Source organism: Mycobacterium sp. 852002-53434_SCH5985345, from assembly GCF_001667155.1.
GTDB lineage: Bacteria > Actinomycetota > Actinomycetes > Mycobacteriales > Mycobacteriaceae > Mycobacterium.
In genome coordinates, this window is the sequence record NZ_LZIE01000015.1 from 20060 (window position 1) to 39081 (window position 19022).

Annotated in this window: 20 protein-coding genes; all 20 read right to left on the minus strand. The window is 68.1% G+C overall.

Translation table 11 applies throughout. From position 1 onward, the window contains the following. Window positions 1-189 precede the first annotated feature (189 nt). The 20 genes from A5756_RS02395 to A5756_RS02490 all read right to left on the minus strand — a co-directional run bounded on the left by A5756_RS02395 (window position 190) and on the right by A5756_RS02490 (window position 18904). Window positions 190-636 (minus strand): hypothetical protein, encoded by a 447-nt coding sequence (locus A5756_RS02395; protein ID WP_066946343.1) that lies wholly within the window; start codon window positions 634-636, stop codon window positions 190-192. A gap of 126 nt (window positions 637-762) precedes the next feature. Next, window positions 763-1905, minus strand: coding sequence for an alkaline phosphatase family protein (locus A5756_RS02400; RefSeq protein ID WP_066946346.1), 1143 nt, complete (start codon window positions 1903-1905; stop codon window positions 763-765). Between the two features lie 52 nt (window positions 1906-1957). After that, window positions 1958-2695, minus strand: coding sequence for a DUF6390 family protein (locus A5756_RS02405; RefSeq protein WP_255360736.1), 738 nt, complete (start codon window positions 2693-2695; stop codon window positions 1958-1960). Then, window positions 2692-3822, minus strand: a complete 1131-nt coding sequence (hypD, locus tag A5756_RS02410; RefSeq protein ID WP_066946352.1) for a hydrogenase formation protein HypD — start codon at window positions 3820-3822, stop codon at window positions 2692-2694. The genes A5756_RS02405 and hypD overlap by 4 nt, the downstream gene beginning before the upstream one ends. A 16-nt stretch (window positions 3823-3838) precedes the next feature. Further along, the gene (locus A5756_RS02415) at window positions 3839-4111 is read right to left on the minus strand and encodes a HypC/HybG/HupF family hydrogenase formation chaperone (RefSeq protein ID WP_066946355.1); all 273 of its coding nucleotides are present in this window, start codon (window positions 4109-4111) and stop codon (window positions 3839-3841) included. A gap of 40 nt (window positions 4112-4151) precedes the next feature. Then, window positions 4152-5264: a hydrogenase expression/formation protein HypE gene (gene hypE, locus A5756_RS02420; RefSeq protein WP_066946358.1), complete on the minus strand. Its 1113-nt coding sequence runs from the start codon at window positions 5262-5264 to the stop codon at window positions 4152-4154. Further along, window positions 5261-5935: an SIS domain-containing protein gene (locus A5756_RS02425; protein WP_066946363.1), complete on the minus strand. Its 675-nt coding sequence runs from the start codon at window positions 5933-5935 to the stop codon at window positions 5261-5263. Before A5756_RS02425 ends, hypE begins: the two co-directional genes overlap by 4 nt. After that, on the minus strand, window positions 5932-6651 hold the full coding sequence (locus A5756_RS02430) for a hydrogenase assembly protein HupF (protein ID WP_066946366.1): 720 nt from the start codon (window positions 6649-6651) through the stop codon (window positions 5932-5934). Before A5756_RS02430 ends, A5756_RS02425 begins: the two co-directional genes overlap by 4 nt. 3 nt (window positions 6652-6654) lie before the next feature. Continuing rightward, window positions 6655-9000 (minus strand): carbamoyltransferase HypF, encoded by a 2346-nt coding sequence (hypF, locus tag A5756_RS02435; RefSeq protein WP_066946369.1) that lies wholly within the window; start codon window positions 8998-9000, stop codon window positions 6655-6657. A gap of 1 nt (window position 9001) precedes the next feature. Next, window positions 9002-9268 carry a HypC/HybG/HupF family hydrogenase formation chaperone gene (locus tag A5756_RS02440; protein WP_066946372.1) on the minus strand — a complete coding sequence of 89 codons (267 nt, stop codon included), beginning with the start codon at window positions 9266-9268 and terminating at the stop codon, window positions 9002-9004. Beyond that, entirely contained in the window at window positions 9259-9768 is a 510-nt protein-coding gene (locus A5756_RS02445) for a hydrogenase maturation protease (protein ID WP_066946375.1), read from the minus strand. Before A5756_RS02445 ends, A5756_RS02440 begins: the two co-directional genes overlap by 10 nt. 143 nt (window positions 9769-9911) lie before the next feature. Beyond that, complete coding sequence (locus A5756_RS02450; protein WP_066946378.1) at window positions 9912-11237, minus strand: hypothetical protein; 1326 nt, start codon at window positions 11235-11237, stop codon at window positions 9912-9914. Further along, on the minus strand, window positions 11234-11881 hold the full coding sequence (locus A5756_RS02455; protein WP_066946381.1) for a DUF6084 family protein: 648 nt from the start codon (window positions 11879-11881) through the stop codon (window positions 11234-11236). Before A5756_RS02455 ends, A5756_RS02450 begins: the two co-directional genes overlap by 4 nt. Continuing rightward, window positions 11878-12507: a DUF5947 family protein gene (locus A5756_RS02460; protein ID WP_066946383.1), complete on the minus strand. Its 630-nt coding sequence runs from the start codon at window positions 12505-12507 to the stop codon at window positions 11878-11880. The genes A5756_RS02455 and A5756_RS02460 overlap by 4 nt, the downstream gene beginning before the upstream one ends. Continuing rightward, a complete protein-coding gene (locus A5756_RS02465) occupies window positions 12504-13403 on the minus strand; it encodes a NifU family protein (RefSeq protein WP_082959970.1) in 900 nt (299 codons plus the stop codon). Before A5756_RS02465 ends, A5756_RS02460 begins: the two co-directional genes overlap by 4 nt. A 2-nt stretch (window positions 13404-13405) precedes the next feature. Next, window positions 13406-15205, minus strand: coding sequence for a nickel-dependent hydrogenase large subunit (locus A5756_RS02470; protein ID WP_066946391.1), 1800 nt, complete (start codon window positions 15203-15205; stop codon window positions 13406-13408). Window positions 15206-15283: 78 nt separating this feature from the next. Continuing rightward, window positions 15284-16339 carry a hydrogenase expression protein HypE gene (locus A5756_RS02475; RefSeq protein WP_066946394.1) on the minus strand — a complete coding sequence of 352 codons (1056 nt, stop codon included), beginning with the start codon at window positions 16337-16339 and terminating at the stop codon, window positions 15284-15286. Between the two features lie 229 nt (window positions 16340-16568). Next, the gene (hypB, locus tag A5756_RS02480; protein ID WP_066946396.1) at window positions 16569-17339 is read right to left on the minus strand and encodes a hydrogenase nickel incorporation protein HypB; all 771 of its coding nucleotides are present in this window, start codon (window positions 17337-17339) and stop codon (window positions 16569-16571) included. A gap of 28 nt (window positions 17340-17367) precedes the next feature. Next, complete coding sequence (locus tag A5756_RS02485; protein ID WP_066946399.1) at window positions 17368-17703, minus strand: hydrogenase maturation nickel metallochaperone HypA; 336 nt, start codon at window positions 17701-17703, stop codon at window positions 17368-17370. 85 nt (window positions 17704-17788) lie between these two features. Then, entirely contained in the window at window positions 17789-18904 is a 1116-nt protein-coding gene (locus A5756_RS02490; RefSeq protein WP_066946401.1) for a HoxN/HupN/NixA family nickel/cobalt transporter, read from the minus strand. Between the last annotated feature and the right edge of the window lie 118 nt (window positions 18905-19022).

Consider the following 19022-nt stretch of genomic DNA (forward strand, 5'->3'; position numbering starts at 1 on the left):
CGGATCCAGCGGGCGTGCGGGAGTTGGCTGCAAACATGACTTCCTTGGGTGGGTAGCGACCGACGTTCAGCGTCGGGTCGGGAGTTGCGGGCATGCCGACGGGTTTGGCCGCTTTCGGGCTAACGCGGTCGGCTGTCGGCCGGCGCGCGGCGCCGGCCAGACATGGCTACGAGTGGCTCGGAATGCCGATCAGCGCCTGGACACGCAAAGCTTGGTCAAGAGGTCTTGTCCTGCGAGGACAGTCGAGGGTGCGCGTGACGGCCCTACGTCGAGGGGCCGCTGTGCCCCAGTGGCCGAGGCAAGTGAGGACAGCGTCCACGACCAGCGCGGCACGGACAGCGAGAAGGTCGTCGGCCGGTCGCGCTTCAATCCCGCGCTCTTGAATGCCTTGTCGTCGTTGAGGGTGGAGCCGAAGTCAGGATGGCTGCGCGGTGCGGAGCCGTCCCGGAACTCAAGGGTCCCGGTGCGGGTGGTGGTCGCCACCGACGCCGCCACGTGCTGCGGTGGGCCGGCCGCCGCCTCGACCTGCAACGCCCAGAATCCGAAGGCAGCGGCGAAAAGGGACAGTGCAGCAACTACGGCCAGAGCCGAGGGGCGTGGCCGTCGTGAAGGTCTGCCCGCACCACGGAAACTCACAGTGCTGCCACCGTAGCAGCGCGGGTGAGTGCCGGCCCTGCCAGTCCGCTTTGAAAAGGCTTAGAGGTAGCGCAATTTGGGCTGTGAGCGATTCGCGGAAGAAGCTGCGAGGCGGCGCCGCGGCGACTAGTGAGCCGCGGCAGGGGATTTGAAGGCGATCAGCGGGATGGCCATCTCGGCGGCCGTCGCCGCGCCGTGAAAGCCTATGAGTCGAGCCGTTTCCGGCGGCTCGTGCCCGGTTGCCAGCACGGCCGCATCGCCGGTGCAGACGGCGACGACGTCACCGATCCGCGTCAGGTGCGCCGGGCTGACCGGTCCGAACATCCCGGTGGCTACCGCCTGCTCGCGGCTGTAGACGTGCGCCCTGCCGTCGAGTACCTCGCTCCAGGCCGCCTGCACGTCAGCCGCGGCGCCGGGCTCGGTGTGCAGGTAGCGAACCCTCGGTTCGCCGGCGACCACGCGGACTCCCGCGGCGAGCCGCGGGTCGGTGTCGAGGTCGACCCGCGCGTCCGGTGGAACGTTGAAACCGCCGTGGTCGGCGGTCACCAGCAGCGCCGCGTTCGGCGGCAGCGCCTCGACCAACCGGCTGAGCAGCGTGTCCACCTGGGCGGCCGCTTCGTGCCAACGGGACGATCCGACGCCGAATACGTGGGCCGCGGTGTCGAGGGCCGCGGTGTAGCCGTAGACGAGGCCCGGCGCCGCGCGCAGCTCGTCGGCCACCGCCTGCGCGTTGTCGTCCGTCGGCTGGATCGGGCGAAACTCGGCGCCGCGGTATGCCGCCTCGGTCAGCCCGCTACCCATGAACGCGGCCGGCAAGACGGCGCGTGCGCTCACGCCGGCTTCGTTGAGCCGCCCGAACCAGGTGGGTAAGGGCTGCCACTCGGCGTGCGGTGGGTCGTCACGCCACAGGATGTGGTTGAGCACCCGATCGGTGCCCGGCACGTTCAGCGTGAAGCCCAGGATCCCGTGCTCGCCGGGCTGTGCCCCCGTACCCAGCGAGACCAAACTGGTCGGGGTGGTCGACGGGAAGGTGCAGGTGAGCTCCGTGAGGTGGCCGGTCTGCCCGGCGAGCACGGAGGCCAGTAGCGGGGCGCTGCCGGCCAGCTCCGCAAGCAGGTGCCAGCCCAGTCCGTCCACCAGCACCACCGCGACGCGATCGACCTGGTCCGCCCCGCCGACCCGGTCGGCCAAACCCAGCTCGTCGACGGCGCCCGGCGCGCCGAGCAGAGCGGCGGCCGCGGGCAGCACGTCGCAAAGGGAACCGGGCACGGGGGCCAGTCTGGCACGAGCCGACCCCCGATGGCGGCGATCCACTTCGCCGCTAGACGCGCGCCAGGCGGTGGCTCGTCACCCGCAGTTGACGCTCGGTTCCGTCGGCGAGGGCGCGGACCTGCGGCGGCGACAGGCGGCCGCACAGCCGCCCCCAGTGCAGCGCGACCTCGTCGCCCGCGGCGGCATCCGGCACCGCGCTGTACCCGTCGATCCAGACGTCGAACACAGCGGACGACGGTTCGGACAGCGCCAGCCCCTCACCGTCGAGCACCAGCCTTCGGCGCAGCACCTCGATCCGGTCGCGGTCGCGGGACAGCACGGTTCCCCAGGTGATGCGGCAGTTGTCGAGCACGTTCAGGGGATGTTCGTCCATACCCCGCCCCAGGAACCGGGTCCACGGGTACACGCCGAACACGTGGAAACAGTGGTTGGCGGCGGCCTCGCCGGAAAGGTCCGGCGTCAGGTGCGACCAGTAGCGGCCCGCCTGCGGGCCGATGATCGCCAGCAACGCCTTGAAGAAGTCCAGGGGGTCCAGGTCGGCGCCGACGCCGCCGCCCAGCCAGTACGACTCCACGAGCCGGTAGTCCAGGGGGTCGGCGATCCCGGTCAGCGTCGACAGCACCCGCAGGTACGGCCACGCCCCGGAGAACTTCGTCGCCGCCCGGCGTACCTCGTCGACCGAACCGTCGCGCAGGGTCGCCCCCAGCGGGGGACCGCAATAGCCCAGCGCGTTGGGCGCGTAGGCGTAGCGCGCGAACATGTCTGGGCCGTCGGTGTTACCGGTCAAGCGCGCCCCACCAGCTTGACCGCGTCGCGGTGCATCCGGCCGAAGTTGTAGTAGGCGGCGCACGCCCCCTCGGGGGACACCATGCACGTGCCGATCGGTGTCTCCGGGGTGCACGCCGTGCCGAAAACCTTGCACTCCCATGGCTTGAGCACACCCTTGAGCACCTCGCCGCACTGGCACGCCTTGGGATCGGCGACCCGCACGCCCGGCATCGCGAACCGCAGCTCGGCGTCGAATCCCGAAAAGTCGTCGTGCAGCCGCAGTGCGCTTTGCGAGATGAAACCAAGCCCGCGCCACTCGAAGTGCGGGCGCAGCGCAAAAACCTTGCCCATCAACGCCAAAGCGGCGGGATTGCCCCCCTCGGGCACCACGCGCGTGTACTGGTTTTCCACCTCGCAGCGGCCCTCGCGGATCTGGGTCAACAGCATCGCGACCGCGGCCAGAATATCCAAGGGCTCAAAACCGGCCACCACCAATGGCTTTCGGTACACCTCCGGCACGAACCGGTAGGGGCGGTTGCCGACCACCGTGGACACGTGCCCGGGGCCGATGAAACCCGACAGGCGCAGGTCCGGCGACTCCAGGATGGCCTTGATCGGCGGGACGATCATGACGTGGTTGCAGAACACGCTGAAGTTGCTCAGCTTCAGGTCGCGCGCCCGGACCAGGGTGACCGCCGTCGACGGCGCGGTGGTTTCGAAACCGATGGCGAAGAACACGACGTGTTTGTCGGGATTGTCGAGCGCGATCTTCAGCGCGTCCAGCGGGGAGTAGACGAACCGCACGTCGGCGCCGCGCGCCTTGGCGTCCAGCAGGCTGCCGTGCGATCCGGGCACGCGCATCATGTCGCCGAAGCAGGTGAAGATCACGTCGGGTTGGCCGGCCAGCCACATGGCGTCGTCGATGCGGCCCATCGGGATCACGCAGACCGGGCAGCCTGGGCCGTGCACCAGCTCGACGTTGTCGGGCAGCAGGTGCTCGATGCCGTGCCGGTAGATCGTGTGCGTGTGCCCGCCACACACTTCCATGAATTTGAACAGTTCGCCGTCGGCGCCGGCCAAGCGTTCGATGGCGCCCAGCAGCTTGCGGGCCGCGGCCGGATCACGGAACTCGTCAACGAATTTCATGACGGTCCTTTCCTTCTCAGACGATCGATGAGGAGTCGAAGGCTTGGATTTCGGTGTCGTAGGCGTCGCCGAGCTTCTTGACGGCGGCCAGGGTGAGCAGCGCCTCCGTCTCGTCGATCTTGGCCATCGCGAACCCGACATGAACCAGGACCCAGTCGTCGGGTTCGGGCATGTCGTCGGCGAGCAGCCGCACGCTGATGGTGCGCTGCACGCCGCTGACGTCGACCTTCGCCAAATAGTCGGCGGGATCGGTGATCTCGACGATCCGGCCCGGAATTCCCAAACACATGTGCGGCCTCCCTTCCTTTCTGGTGGCGACCTGCTACGCCCTAACAGATCCGCGGCAGCGGGTCGCCGACGAGCATGTCGACGATCCGTGTTCCGCCGAATCCGGTTCGCAAGACCACGCTTTCGGCTGGTTCGGTGACGATCTCCCCGACCTCGGCGGCGTCGGCACCCAACGGATGCGACCGCAGGGCGTCGAGCCCGGCCGCCGCCTCGTCCGGCGCGACGACCGCGACGAACTTGCCCTCGTTGGCGACGTACAGCGGATCGATGCCGAGCAGCTCACAGGCGCCGTTCACCATGGGCGCCACGGGAAGTCGTTCCTCTTCGAGCAGCACCCCGAGACCGCAGGCCTGCGCCAGTTCGTTGCAGACGGTGCCCACTCCGCCCCTGGTCGCATCACGCAGCCAGCGGGTGGACGGCGCGGCCGCCATCAGCAGCTCCACCAGCGGGCTGAGGCACGCGGTGTCGGAGTGGATGTCGGCCTCGATGGCCAGGTCGCCCCGCGCCAGCATGACCGCCATGCCGTGGTCGCCCATCGATCCCGACAGCAGCAGCTTGTCACCGGGCCGCACCGACGCCGCGGACAGCTCGCGTCCCGTGGGAATGACACCGGTCCCGGCGGTCGTGACGAACATGCCGTCGGCGGCGCCCTTGGGCACCACCTTGGTGTCGCCGGTGATGATCTGCACGCCCGCCTCCGCGGCCGCCGCCGCCATGTCGGCGACGACCTCCTTCAATTCGGTGATGGGGAAACCCTCTTCGAGCACGAACGCCGCCGAGATCCACGACGGCACGGCGCCGGCCATCGCGAGGTCGTTGCAGGTGCCGTGCACCGCGAGCGCGCCGATGGAGCCGCCCGGGAAGCGCCTGGGCTGCACCACGAATGAATCCGTGGACATCGCCAGGCGTTCGCCGCTCGGCAGAGTCAGGACCGCGCTATCTCCGAGTGACTCCAGCAGCGGGTTGCGGAACGCCTCCACGAACACCGCGTCCACCAGCGCCGCCGAGGCCTTGCCGCCCGCGCCGTGCGCCAGCGTCACATGGTCGTCGAGCAACCGGGGCCGGCGCCTGCGGAACGATTCGATCCGCTCGATCACCTCACCCTCTGCGAATCGTGGCCCCGAGGAAAGGTATTCACCCGCCGATTTATTCATGCCGCCCCCATGCCTTGCTTGCCACCGAGCTGTTGGTGCACACTCAGCCACAGCTGGTAGCCCAGCAGCGCTTGCGATTCCTGGATCCGGTGCACGCTCTGCGAGCGAACGACGAAGCAGGCGTCCACATTCGGATTGTTCGCGAACGCGCCGCCGTCGTAGCCGGCGAATCCGATGGTGTACAGGCCGCGTTGACGCGCCTCGGCCAGCGCGGCGAGCAGGTTGGGCGAACCGCCGCTGGTCGACATGGCGATCGCGATGTCACCGGTCCTGGCGCGGGCGATCAACTGCCGGGCGAACACCAACTCGAATCCGACGTCGTTGCCCAGCGCGGTCAGGATCGCCTGATCGGTGGTCAAGGGCCACGCGGGCAGCGGCATGCCGACCGGCGGCCGGGCGAACAGCCTCGCCAAGGTGGTGGAATCGGTGCAGCTGCCGCCGTTTCCAAAGGTGAACATGCGGCCGCCCGCCGCGAAACGGCGCGCCAGCTCGGCGGCGGCCGCACCGAGCAGCGCGGCGTTGGCTTCCAGTGTCGAGCGCCGCAGCGCCAGACTTTCGGCCGCCTTCGCCTGCGCCGACGCGGCCAGGTCGGCCAGCAGCGAGGCGGGGTCGTCTTCCTGGGCGTCGATGAACGGATACAGGAAGTTGGTGGGTTCGTCGGCGGTGCTCATCGGCCCTCCTCGTCTTCCAGTCTGCCGATCGCCATGCCCGCGTGCACCAACATCAGCTCCCCGGCTTCGACCGGGTCGATCAGGGTGGTCACCACGTTTTCGATGCCGCGCGCGGTGCGCACCGTGGCGTGCCCGTCGGCCGACGCCGTCACCGCCTCGCCGGGTCGCCCCTCGTCGCTGCAGGTCACGCAAACCGACTCGGCGCATTCGGATTTGAGCAGGCCGGGGTGCTCGAAGCACACGTGGGTCAGTTCCCACAGCACGTGATAGAACAGCACGAAGCCACCCGTCGCGGGCACGCGCGGATCGGGGTCGTCGAGCCACAGCACGTGGTCTGCCATGCCCGCGCCGGGGCGGTCGCCGCTGCCGATCCAGATGGTGGTGGCGCCCCATGCGGGGGCCCGCCGCATGACCGAGCGGACCTGCGGGTCGTCGGCTCCGGAAACCGCGACCACGATGTCGCCCGGTCGCACCGACACTCGCACCAGGTCAACCAGGTCGGGTCCGGTCAGCGCCACCGCGGGCAGGGCCCGTTTGCCCATGATCACCGGGTGCACGAACTCGACCGCGATGTGCAGGGCGTGCGGTTCCCACGACGGCGCGATGGACCACATGGTCGCGCCCGCCGCGAAGCGCTTGGCGAGCGTGAACGCGGTGGCGGCGAGGTCTTCGGCCAATTCGGCGCCGAGCCCGCGATCGATGGCTGTGGTGGTCATGCGTCAGCCCTCCTCCCGCGCGGTCAGCATGGAGATCGCGGCCTGCCCCAGGGCGAGCCCGCCGTCGTTGGGCGGAACAATGTGGTGGGTCAGCACCTCGAATCCCGCCAGCTGCAGCCGCTGACGACACGCTCTCAGCAACAACACATTCTGGAATACCCCACCGGTGAGGCCCACCAATCGGGTGGTACCGGCCACCTGACCGACCACCTTGGCGACGGCGTCCGCGACGGCCTCGTGAAAAGCCGCGGCCAGCAGCGCGGATCGCGTGCCGGTGTAGAGCGCCGACACCAACGTCTGCACCATCGGGGCGGGATCGATCACCCCGTCGGCGCCCACCATGAGCGGTAGCGACGGCCCGGCGTTCGTGCCCGCCGACTGCGCCAGCGCCTCCAGTTCGATGGCGGCCTGGCCTTCGTAGTCGATGCGGTGCCGCACGCCGAGCAACGAGGCGACCGCGTCGAACAGGCGGCCCATGCTCGAGCAGGGCACGCATCCGGTTCCCGTCTCCAATTGCGAACGGGTCAGGCGCAATTCGTCGGGTGTCGCGGCCGCGACGGGGGCCAGGTCGGGGGTCCAGTCGATGCCGGCCGACCACAGCTGCGAGAGCGCCATCCGCCACGGGTTGCGGACAGCCGCATCACCGCCGGGCAGTGGTACCGGTAACAGGTGGCCGGCCCGGACGAATCGCTGGCTGTCGCGGCCGAGCCGGAGAATCTCCCCGCCCCAGATGGTCTGGTCGCATCCGTAACCCGTGCCGTCGAAGGAGACCCCGACGACGGGTTCGCCGATTCGCCCGTGCTCGGCCAGCAGCGACACCACGTGCGCGTGGTGGTGCTGGACGAGGTCCAGCGGTCGACCGTCCGCGCGGCGCTCCGCCCAGCTTCGGGTGTGATACCCGGGGTGCAGGTCGGCGGCCAACCGGGCCGGCTCACCGCGCATTTCGCTGAGTTGGTGCACCGCCCGCTCGAACGCGCGCAGCGTCTCCCAGGTGCCCATGTCGCCGATGTGCCCGGACAGGTAGGCGCGCGCGCCGTCGGTGAGGCAGAAGGTGTTCTTCAATTCCCCGCCAACGGCCAGCACCGCCGGGCCCGCGAAGTTCAAGTCGACCGGCAGCGGCGCATACCCGCGGGACCGCCGGATCGGCAGTTCGCATGCGGCCCCCTCGTCCTTCAACACGCGCACCACCGAGTCGTCGCACGGGACGTGGATCGGGCGGTCGTGGTCGAGCACTGCATCGCACAGCGCCGGAAGGCGCTGTGCCGCATCGTCATCGGTGAAACAGATCGGTTCGTCGGACCGGTTGGCGCTGGTGAGCACCAGCGCGTCGGGCACAAGCGCGGCAGAGGCGGGTACGGGCGCCAACAGCAGGTGATGAATGGGGGAGTACGGCAGCATCAGGCCCAGCAGCGGGCTGCCGGGCGCGACGGCGTCGGCAACGGGTGCGTCCGGTCGGCGTCGCAGCAACACGATCGGCCGGGCGGGGCCCAGCAGCACGGCGGCCTCGTCGTCGTCGACGTAGGCGTAGCGGCGCGCGACGTCCAGATCACGGACCAGCATGGCAAACGGCTTGGCGCCGCGCGCCTTTCGCGCCCGCAGCGCGGCGACGGCCGCGCCGTCGCTGACGGAGCAGGCCAAGTGGTAACCGCCGACGCCCTTGATGGCCACCACCGCGCCGGCGGCCAGCGCGCGTTGGGTGGCCGCCAGCGCCGCGTCCGCTCCGTCGAGGCGTCCGCTCGCCGACCGGAACCATAGGGACGGCCCGCATTCGGGGCAGGCGATCGGCTGCGCGTGGAAGCGCCGATCCGCCGGGTCGTGGTATTCGGCGGCGCAGCGCGCACACATGGGGAACCCGGACATGGTGGTGGACGGGCGGTCGTAGGGCAGCTCGCGGATGATGGTGAATCGCGGCCCGCAGTTGGTGCAGGTGACGAAGGGGTGGCGGTAGCGCCGGTCGCGTGGGTCGAAGAGTTCGGCGACGCAGTCGTCGCACGCCGCGATGTCGGGCGGAATCGGCGTCGTCTCGCCCGGGACGTCCCGGCTGGCCACGATCCGGAACCCGCGGCCGCCGCCGGCGTCGGCGGCAAGCTCGCTGACCGTGACGTCGCGGATCCGGGCCAGCGGCGGCGCCTCGGTGCGGAGGCGCCGGCCGAATTCGGCGATGCGGGTGCGCTCGCCCTGCACCTCGAGGAAGACGGCGCGCGAATCGTTGCCGACAAAGCCGGACAGGCCGAGTTCGGTCGCGATGCGATGGACGAAGGGCCGGAAGCCAACCCCCTGCACGACACCGGTCACGGTGAAGCGCTGCCGAACGTCGCGGTGTCGCAGCAGCAGGGGGGACGAGGTCATCTCAGCCGACCTCCGGAAAGTCCGTTGGGTCCGTGCGGCCCCGGCCCATCAGCTCCAGGCCCGCCAGCGCTTGTTCCGCGCCCGCGCGGTCCGTCTTTTCGACGGCGAAGCCCATGTGAATGATTATCCAGTCGCCCGGGGCGAATGTCTCCTCCGGCAGCATGCCGACGTTGACCCTGCGCGGTTCGCCGGCGACGTCGACCAGGGCCAGCTGCCCTTCGAAGCCGTCCAGCATCCGGATCACTTGGCCGGGGATCCCTAGACACATGGCTCAGTACCCCCTCGGCTGGTTGCCACCGAGTGCGCCTGCAACGCCGAGACGATCTCCTCGACGGCCCGCGCGGCGCGGGGAACCGCCTGGGCCACCGGCTCGCTGAGGCCGATACCCTCCTCGACGCTGCCCGCCTCGCACCCGACGACGACCGTGTAGGGCGGATTGCCGCCCAGCGCCCGGAGGCTGGCGAACACCGCGGCCGGATCCATGCTGTGGCCGTCGAAACCCATTGCGGTGGAATCTGATTCATGATCGGCCTGGAAGACATGCAATGTGCCGGGGTTGCCACGGCTGGCGACAGCGTCGACGAGCACCAGGGTGTCCCAGTCCTCGAGCAGGTCGTAGGCGAGGTGCATCCCGCTGATGCCGTAGTCGGTGACGCGCACGCTCGCGCCGTCCTGCGGGATCTCGGCGGTTCGGATCACTTCGGATCCGAATCCGTCGTCGCCCAGGAAGATGTTGCCGATGCCCGCTACCAGAATGCGCGCTGTCATGTCCGGGCCGGTTACATCCGCCTCAGTTTCAGGTAGCGGCGGGCATCGGGCAGGGATGTCACCCCTAGCGCCAATCCGACCGCGACCACCAACGCGATGATCGCGAGGAATATCCAACCCAGGATCTCCATCTCGGACTCCTTTCACGAGTTTGCCGGGCTGCGTTGAGCTTCCAGAGGCTCGATTTCGTCGGGGGAGAAGTACAGGTAACGGCCGTACCAGTCATGCAGGTCGGCGGCCGGGTCGTCCTCGACGACGACCGCGACGTGCTTGGTGCCCTCGACGTCCTCGTGCACCGAGGTGACGCGTGCCGTCTTGCCGGCGACGAAAATGTCCTGCGCGTCGGCGTTGCGCCTCGGCCGCAATCGGACCCGGCTGCCGCGCGCTACCCGGACCCCGTTCACCAGCACCGCATCGATTTCCGGGCGTACCGCGTTGTCGGCCAGCGGATCCCACCAATCGACCCCCTCGGGGATCTCCGGGACCAGGCCCGAGATCGCGTGGGGATCGCGCAGCACGCCGTGCAGGCGAGCCATCGCGTCGGGAGACATGGCGTCACATTGGTCGATGATCCGCGCCGCCCGTGGATCGGTGGCCCGGGCCTGCGCCTTCTCCTCGTCCGTCATGGTCATCACGCGCAGGGTGAGGATCTCGTCGATCTCGGTGCAGTCATACAGGGCGGTGTCGCTCTGCTCGGCGACGTCCGGGTGGTCGTAGAGGATGATCGGCGAGACCAACAGCAGGTCCCGGGTGCCGGGCGGGCCGGCCAGCACCGGAAAGCAGCGGTGCTGGCTGCACCGGGATGCCGCGTCGACCGCCGCGGGCGGCGGCTCGAGCAGCGAAACGAACTGGCCGCCCTCGAGTTCGGCGATGAGGTGCGTTCCGATCATGGATCGCGCGATCGAGTCGTTCTTGTCCGCTGCACCGTCGCCGATGTTGCTGACCCGCACCGACACCCGGCGCAGATCGCCGTCCGCCTCGCTGGCGACCGTGAGCACGCCGCGTACCTCCCGTCGTTGCCGCACGAGCCGCCCGCCATCGAGGAATTCGATGTCGGTGCCCGCGTCCGCCGTCACCGCCAGTGTCCACGGCCGGCCGTCGAGGGCGACAGGGCCGAAGGACCTTTCGCATTCGACCGCTTCGTCCCAGGTCAGCCACGATCCGCCCGGGGTGGCGAGCTCGTCGACCGGCTCGTATTCCCCTCGGGTGACTTCGCGCTCGGCCCGGCGATGCTGCAGCTGCAGGAATCGCACCATCAGGGTCAGCTCCCCGGCCCCGTCGACCAGGAACTGTGCCGCCAGGGTGTCGTCCTCGCCCAGGCCGGCCTCCGCGGCCCCGGGCGGGCCCAGAACGCCGAATTGCCAGCGTGACTGATTCTTGCTCGAGGTGCCGCGATAGGGGTAGAGCAGGTAGCCCTCGTAAAGCACCGCGTCTGCGACGGCCCGGGCCCGGGCCCGATCCTCGTTCACCGCGCCGTCTCCCGGTCCGTGTCCAGCAGCGCGATGATCGCGTGGTCGAGGTCGAGCAGCCCGTGCGCCGACTTGTAGGCGGCCAGGGCGGTGATGGTTTCGTGGCTGAGCCGCAGCCAGCCGGCGTTCGGGTAGTGCTGGGCCATCAGCTGCCGCCAGACCGTGACCGGCATGTCGTAGCGGCCTTCACAGTCCCACGGGACTTGCTGGACGGAGAACCCGCTTTCGGATTTGACGAAAATAGTTCCGCTGAAGAGGAATTGGAGCGGCAGCGCGCCATCGCGCAGGGCATGCAGGTATTTGGCCGCGGTGACCTCGAAGTCGTAGGTGCAGTCCAGCGGCAGCGCCACCGTCGTGTTGCCGGTGAAGCCCTGCACCATCGCCGTGCAATGCTGCCAGAGAAAGGTGCGTTGGGTGCTCGCCCAGCGTTCGCGCGGCCCGAACAGGTCGAGCAACCCCTCTGCTTCGGCGTCGGAGTAGGACCGCCGCAACGGCTCGATGCGGACCTGGCAACGCAACGCGATCGCGTGCACCGGGTCGCCCGCACTTCCGCCGGTGTCGATGGCGACTCGTGCGGTCAGCACGGGGCTGACGGTGTACGGCTCGGGAACCACGTCGAGGACCGAGAAGTCGACGTCCATCATGGCGGCGGCGTCCTCACGGCGCGCGCTTCGAGGTGGGAGAAGAACCCGTCGATGAACTCGCGCGCCTCCTGCCCTCCGTCGAACCCACGCCACAGCATGCGCAGCCGACCGACGAATTCGTAGCAGGCGTCGATCGGTACGAGATAGCTCTGCGGCGCACCGGATTCGGGGACGCGGACCAACAGCGCCTCCACGTCGTCCGTCAGCAGACCCACCCGGGCGTCGGCGCCGCTGAGCGCGTCCCAGACGTCCAGCGCGAGCTCGGATTCGCATGCGCCCGCCGGCCCGGGGTAGAAGGCGACGGTGCGCCCGAGCGCGGAGTTTCTGAAGAAGAAGGCGACGCCCACCGGTATCTGCAGCGCCTCCCAGGCGCGGCGATCCAGCGCGAAGTCCGGGAATGACAGATACCGATCGGGCACCGCGCGGTAGCGGAGTTCCGCCCGGGAGTCGGTGAACAGCAGATAGCAGGCGCGGCACACGCACATGAGCTGGCGGTCAGCCACATTGACCACGTGCTGGTGTGCGTCCGCGATCGATTCCGAGCACATCTCACACCGCTCGCCGGCCGGTTCGGGGGCCGGCCGCTCGCTGCGGATGCGGGTCAGAACCTCGTACGGGGTCGTCATGCGCCGGCGCCCATCGGTTCGGCCAGCGCTACCGATGGCACCCCGTCGCGAAGCAGCACGGGGAGCGGCTCGAGATGGGCCCCGTTGGGGCCGGCACCCGCATGCACAATGTCGAACTGCGTGCCGCAGCGCGGGCAGGCCAGCAGGGTCTCGCGCAGTCGCGCACCCGCCAACGAGTCATCACACACCGGACAGTGGTCACGATAGGCCAGTGGCAGGTCGCCGATCCTGCACACCAGCAGCGTGGTGTCCGAGACCAGGAACCCTGCCACCTCGCCGAGCTCCAGTTCGGCCAGCTCGGGTACCGGATACCAGGTCGAGCCCCTCGAATGCAGATGGGACATCAGCGAATCGGCGGGTATCACGGCCGGACCGGGCGCGGATTCGGCGGTCACCACCTCGATCGAGCCGACCTCGGGTGCGGCGGCGCGCACCGCGTCCTCGACCGCCAATTCCAGCGTCACCGCCGACGACGGACAGCTCTTGCAACTGCCGGTGAACGCCAGCCGCACGGTATCGCCGTCGACTTCGATGAGATCGACGTCCCCGCCGTGCGAGCCCAGGTACGGCCGCACCCGGTCGAGTGCGTCGGACACCCGGCGGTGCACGTCGTGCGGGTGCAGACCGTGGACCAGGAGCAGGCTGGCCACCAGGTCGTCGGTGGCCAGCCGCTCGGCCAGGCCAGTGCCTTGGCCGTCCCGAGCCAGCAGCATGATCCGTTCCAGCCCGGCCCCGTAGAGCCCGACCACTTCCCGGACCAACTGCTGGGCGCGCTCCTGCGCGGCCGCCCCACCCGCCGCGCAGGAATCCAGCAGGGTCTGGATTCGATCGCCCGCCGTGCGCCATTGCGCGTCTGTGTCTGAGGTCATCAGGGGTTCCTCCGGGCGATCCGCGATCATCACTCCCCGACGGGTGACTGCGTTGGTGTGTGCAATCTCTCCAGGGTCTTGCCCTTACCCAGGTACATGTGCACGCCGCAGGGCAGGCACGGATCGAAGCTGCGCACCGTGCGCATGACGTCGATCCCCTTGAAGTTCTCCCGGCTGTTCTCCTCGAAGATCGGCTGACCCTGCACCGCGTCCTCGTACGGCCCGGGCGTGCCGTAGCTGTCACGCGGGTTGGCGTTCCAGGGGGTGGGCGGGTACGGGTGATAGTTGGCGATCTTGCCGTCGCGGATCACCATGTGGTGACTGAGCACGCCGCGGACCGCCTCGGTGAAGCCGCAACCGATGGCTTCGTCGGGCACCTCGAACTTCTCCCAGGTCTTGGTGCGTCCGGCCCGGATTTCCCCGAGCGCCTTCTCGGCGAAGTGCAGCGCGCACGCTGCCGCGTAGGCCTGGAAGTAGGTGCGCGCCCGGTCGCGCTCGATCGTGTTGCTGCCGTATTTCGGGATCTTCCACTCGAACTCGACCGGACCCTTGAGCGCGGTCTTGGGCAGGTTGATCTTGACGCTGTTGCCGGTCGCCTTGACGTAGCCGATGTCGACCAGGCCGGCCAGCGCGGTGGCCCACAACCGGGCCAGCGGGCCGCCGCCGGTGTCCAGCGCCAGGTGGTCCTTGCCGTCGAACCAGCGCGGCGACATCACCCAGCTGTACTTGCCGCCGTCCAAGTCCCGCTTCTGCGGGTGCGGGTTGGTGTGCTGATTCCACGGGTGGCGCCGGTCCACCGCGTTGCCCAGTGGGTCGGTCTTGACGAACATCTCCTGCTCGGTCCAGTCGTCGTAATACGAACTGCCCAACAGGATCCGGATGCCGAGGTTGATGTCCACCAGGGAGTGGGTGACCAGCTTGCCGTCGACCACCACGCCCGGGGTCACGAACATGGCGTTACCCCAGCGCTCCATGTCCTTGTACGCGAAGTTGCACACCTCGGGGTCCTGGAAGGAGCCCCAGCAGCCGAGCAGGGTGCGGCGCAGCCCGACCTTCTCGTAACCCGGCAGTGCCTCGTAGAAGAAGTCGAACAGGTCGTCGTGCATCGGCACGACCTTCTTCATGAACTCCACATACCGCATCAACCGCGTCATGTAGTCGGTCATCAGCTGGATGGTCGCAACGGTGCCGACCCCGCCGGGGTACAGCGTGGACGGATGCACGTGGCGACCTTCCATGAGGCAGAACATCTCTCGCGTCCAGCGGCTGACCACGAGTGCCTCGCGGTAGAACTCGCCGCTGAAGGGGTTGAGCGAACGCATGATGTCGGCGATCGTCTTGTAACCGTGCGCGTCGGCGTGCGGCGCCGGGGTCTTCTCCGCCAGCGAAAGCACGCTCGGGTTCGTCTCGGAGACCATCTTTTCGCAGAAGTCCACCCCGACCAGGTTTTCCTGGAAGATGTTGTGGTCGAACATGTATTCCGCGGCCTCACCTAGGTTGACGATCCACTCGCCGAGGTGCGGCGGCTTGACCCCGTACGCCATGTTCTGCGTGTAGCACGAACAGGTGGCGTGGTTGTCGCCGCAGATGCCGCAAATGCGGCTGGTGATGAAGTGGGCGTCGCGGGGATCCTTGCCTTTCATGAAGATCGAGTAGCCGCGGAAGATCGACGACGTGCTGTGGCACTCGACGACTTCGCGGTTCTCGAAGTCGATCTTGGTGTAGATGCCCAAGCTGCCCACGATCCTGGTGATGGGGTCCCAGGCCATGTCGACCAGTTGGCCGGGTTCCCGCTTGGCGTGGGTGGGCTCCGGAATGATGGTTGTCATCGCACTTCTTCTTCCCGCTGTGGGCTCTTGAGCTCGAAGGCTCAGATTTGAGACGAAGCGCGCCGACCCGGTAGCGAGCTACCAGGTCCGGCGCGCTCCGGTGGTGAGTTGGTTGCCGTTGTGGCGCCACCGCGGTTCCTTGTCGACGGTGCGCGCCGTGATACCCCTCAAATTGCGAATCACGGTGCCGTAAAGACCCGAAGCGGTGGTGGAGACCTTGCCGCCCGGCGGTTCGTCCATGAATGGCATGAACTTGTCGGGGAAGCCCGGCATCGTGCATCCGATGCAGATCCCGCCCACATTGGGGCAGCCACCGATGCCGTTGATCCATCCCCGCTTGGGCACGTTGCACTTGACGACCGGGCCCCAACACCCAAGTTTGACAATGCATTTCGGCGATCCGTATTCGGTGGCGAAGTCGCCCTGCTCGTAGTATCCGGCCCGGTCACAACCTTCGTGGACAGTGTTGCCGAACAACCATTTAGGGCGCAGCGCATCGTCGAGCGGAATCATCGGCGCCTGACCCGTCGCCATGTAGAGCAGGTAGGTCAGCGTCTCCGACAGGTTGTCGGGATGGATCGGGCAACCGGGCACGCACACGATCGGAATGCCGGCCTTGCTCTTCCATTCCCACCCCAGGTAGTCGGGAACCCCCATCGCCCCCGTCGGATTGCCGGCCATGGCGTGGATGCCGCCGTAGGTGGCGCAGGTCCCGACCGCGACGATCGCGGTGGCCTTGGGCGCCAGCCGGTCGAGCCACTCGCTGGTGGTCATCGGCTGGTTGGTGGCGGGGTTGTTGCCGAACCCGCACCAATAGCCCTCGTCCTTGATCTTCTCGTTGGGGATGGACCCTTCGACGACGAGCACGAACGGTTCCAGCTCGCCGCGGTCGGCTTTGAAGAACCACGAGAGGAAGTCGTCCGCCCCTCCGTTGGGCCCACATTCGAAATCGATGAGCGGCCAGTGCACGGCGACCTGCGGAAGCCCCGGCAGTGCCCCCAGGGCGATCTCTTCGACAGAGGGTTGGGTGGCGGCAGTCAACGCCACCGAATCGCCATCACAACTGAGCCCCGCGTTGATCCATAGAACGTGGATCAATGTTTCTTCTGCTTTGACTGCTGCTTCTGTTGGCATGCTGCAGCTTTCCGGAGCCGGGCTGAGGCTCCTGCGCCGCCGGAGTCGACCGTCGGCCCACTTGCGCAGCGCTGATTTTGGGTCTACTCCTCACCGCCGGGTGTGTCAACGATTCTGCGGTACCAAGTAATTAGACAACCGTTGCATAGTCTCTTCGCGAAGCGAGCGGCGATCGGCGGCCCGGCCGATGGCGCCGCCATCATGCAAATCCCTTGCAAGAAGGGACCCGTCAGGCCGCCGGTTCCGCGGCGAATCGTCGCAACCAGCCGAACCAGGCGCCCATCCCGGCGCCGGTGCGCGCACTGAGCGGCAGGATGGTCGCCGTCGCATTGACCTTGCGCACGTGGGCGATGTACTCGTCGACGTCGACGTCCAGGTGTGGAACCAAGTCAATCTTGTTGAGTAACACCACATCCACCGATCGGAACATCACCGGGTACTTCAGCGGCTTGTCCTCGCCCTCGGTTACGGAGTAGACCATGGCCTTGGCGTGCTCGCCGACGTCGAACTCGGCCGGGCAGACCAGATTGCCCACGTTCTCGATGATCACCAGGTCCAGCACGGGCAGGTCGAGCCCGGGCAGCGCGCGGTTCACCATCGGCGCGTCGAGATGGCATTCGCCGCCAAAACCGTTGCTGGTGTTGAGGAGTGAGATCTGGGCGCCGCGGCCACGAAGCTTGGCCGCGTCGAGATCGGTGGCGATGTCACCTTCGATCACCCCGATGGCAAGCTCGCCGGCGAGCTCGTCGAGCGTGGCCTGCAGGATGGTCGTCTTGCCCGATCCGGGTGAGCTCATCAGGTTCAGCGTGCGCACCCCGTTGCCCTCGAACGCCGCCCGGTTGGCTTCGGCGAGCAGATCGTTCTCGGCGAAGATCGCCTCCAACACGTCGACCCGCTGCTTACCGGTCCGGTACTGGCCGTGGTCGCCGTGCTCGTGATCCGGATCGTCGTGCTCGTGGGTGTGCACCGTTCCGTCGTCATGCCGATGAAATCTTCCCATGGTCAAATCCGTTCGGGGATAGCGCGTTTCACGAGACGTCCAGCGACGTCACCAGGAATTCGTTGCCGTGCAGCACCTCGACGTCGGAACTGTCGCACCGCGGGCACCAGATCGACCAGGCCGACGTGATCTCCGATCGCCGGCCGCAGGCGCGACAGCTCACCTCGGCGCCGACGCACTCGAGTTCCAGCTCGGCCTCCGGCATGTTCTCGGCGTCGCGCACCAGCGTCCAGCAGAACGAGAGCGATTCGGGCACCACCTGACGCAGCGCCCCGATCCGCACGCGCACCACATCGACGTGCCGACCGTCGGCATGCGTCTTGACCACACCGGCGATCGCTTCGCACAGCGACAGTTCATGCACCGCCGATCACTCCGGCCGCAGCGAGGCTCATGAGCACTGTTCTACACCGAAGGCCCCGGATGCGCAGCCGCTCTCGGGGCTCGCGTTACGACGGCGTCCACTTCTGTTCGAGGCGCCCGTAGCGCCAGACGAGCAGCGCCACCGCCCAGGTGATGACGAACGCGCCGACGATGAAATAGCCGACGGCGCCCAGGTCCAGCCCGCCGATCCAGCTCCAGAACGTGCCCCGCCAGCCGAACTGCTCGGCGAACAACGTGAGCAGCTCGACGCTGCCGATCAGCAACGCGACGACCACCGACAGCGCGGTGATGGTGATGTTGTAGTAGATCTTGCGCACCGGATTCGAAAATGCCCAGCCGTAGGCGAAGTTCATGAACGAGCCGTCGATCGTGTCCAGGAGGCACATGCCGGCGGTGAACAGCACGGGCAGACACAGGATGGCGTACCACGGCAACCCGGCCGCCGCGCTGGTGCCCGACAGAACCAGAAGTGCGATCTCGGTGGCGGTATCGAAGCCGAGACCGAACAGCAGCCCGACGGGGTAGGAGTGCCACGACTTGGTGACCGACTTGGTGAAGCGGCCGAGGACTCGATTCATCAGCCCCCGGTTGTCCAACTGCCGTTCCAGTTCGGCCCCGTCCGTGTCCGGGTCGAATCCGCCGCGGCGCACCCGCGCGAACACCCGCAGGATGCCCACCAGCACGACGACGTTGAGGACGGCGATCGAATAGAGGAATACACCGGAGACGCCCGTGCCGATCAGCCCCGTGTAGTGATGCAGCTTCGAGGAGTCGTCGCGGACCGGTCCCACGATCGTCTTGACCCCGGACGCCAGCAGCACCGCCAGCGCGAAGACCACCGTGGAATGCCCCAGCGAGAAGAAGAATCCGACCGCGAGCGGCCGCTGCCCGTCGTTCATCAGCTTGCGGGTGGTGTTGTCGATGGCGGCGATGTGGTCGGCGTCGAAGGCGTGCCGCATTCCCAGGGTGTAGGCGGTCAACCCGACGCCGACCCCGAATGCCTTGCCCCCCAAGCTGAATTGCGTCGGGGCCACGAAAGCCACCAGGGTGAACCAGCCGACCACGTGCAGCGCGACGATGATCGCCGACATCGATGCCAGCCGCCCCCACTCCGCCGGTGTCAGGGCGCTGCGCAGCCTGGTCGTCCATGACGGGCGCCGGCCGAACTCAGTACTGACCACTGGGTTCCTCCAGGGTCCTTCGAGCATCGGGCATGGAACGCAACAACCGGCACGACTGTATGTGCCGTCGTCAGGCAGATGCAAGTGGGTTGCAGGAATCCCGGGGCCGGTGCGGGGC

What these genes read in the sequence shown, in the direction of transcription:
- hypD (WP_066946352.1), bottom strand. Translation starts at nt 3,822, where the DNA reads ATGAAATTCGTTGACGAGTTCCGTGATCCGGCCGCGGCCCGCAAGCTG.
- A5756_RS02415 (WP_066946355.1), bottom strand. Translation starts at nt 4,111, where the DNA reads ATGTGTTTGGGAATTCCGGGCCGGATCGTCGAGATCACCGATCCCGCC.
- hypE (WP_066946358.1), bottom strand. Translation starts at nt 5,264, where the DNA reads ATGAATAAATCGGCGGGTGAATACCTTTCCTCGGGGCCACGATTCGCA.
- A5756_RS02425 (WP_066946363.1), bottom strand. Translation starts at nt 5,935, where the DNA reads ATGAGCACCGCCGACGAACCCACCAACTTCCTGTATCCGTTCATCGAC.
- A5756_RS02430 (WP_066946366.1), bottom strand. Translation starts at nt 6,651, where the DNA reads ATGACCACCACAGCCATCGATCGCGGGCTCGGCGCCGAATTGGCCGAA.
- hypF (WP_066946369.1), bottom strand. Translation starts at nt 9,000, where the DNA reads ATGACCTCGTCCCCCCTGCTGCTGCGACACCGCGACGTTCGGCAGCGC.
- A5756_RS02440 (WP_066946372.1), bottom strand. Translation starts at nt 9,268, where the DNA reads ATGTGTCTAGGGATCCCCGGCCAAGTGATCCGGATGCTGGACGGCTTC.
- A5756_RS02445 (WP_066946375.1), bottom strand. Translation starts at nt 9,768, where the DNA reads ATGACAGCGCGCATTCTGGTAGCGGGCATCGGCAACATCTTCCTGGGC.
- A5756_RS02455 (WP_066946381.1), bottom strand. Translation starts at nt 11,881, where the DNA reads ATGATGGACGTCGACTTCTCGGTCCTCGACGTGGTTCCCGAGCCGTAC.
- A5756_RS02460 (WP_066946383.1), bottom strand. Translation starts at nt 12,507, where the DNA reads ATGACGACCCCGTACGAGGTTCTGACCCGCATCCGCAGCGAGCGGCCG.
- A5756_RS02470 (WP_066946391.1), bottom strand. Translation starts at nt 15,205, where the DNA reads ATGACAACCATCATTCCGGAGCCCACCCACGCCAAGCGGGAACCCGGC.
- A5756_RS02475 (WP_066946394.1), bottom strand. Translation starts at nt 16,339, where the DNA reads ATGCCAACAGAAGCAGCAGTCAAAGCAGAAGAAACATTGATCCACGTT.
- hypB (WP_066946396.1), bottom strand. Translation starts at nt 17,339, where the DNA reads ATGGGAAGATTTCATCGGCATGACGACGGAACGGTGCACACCCACGAG.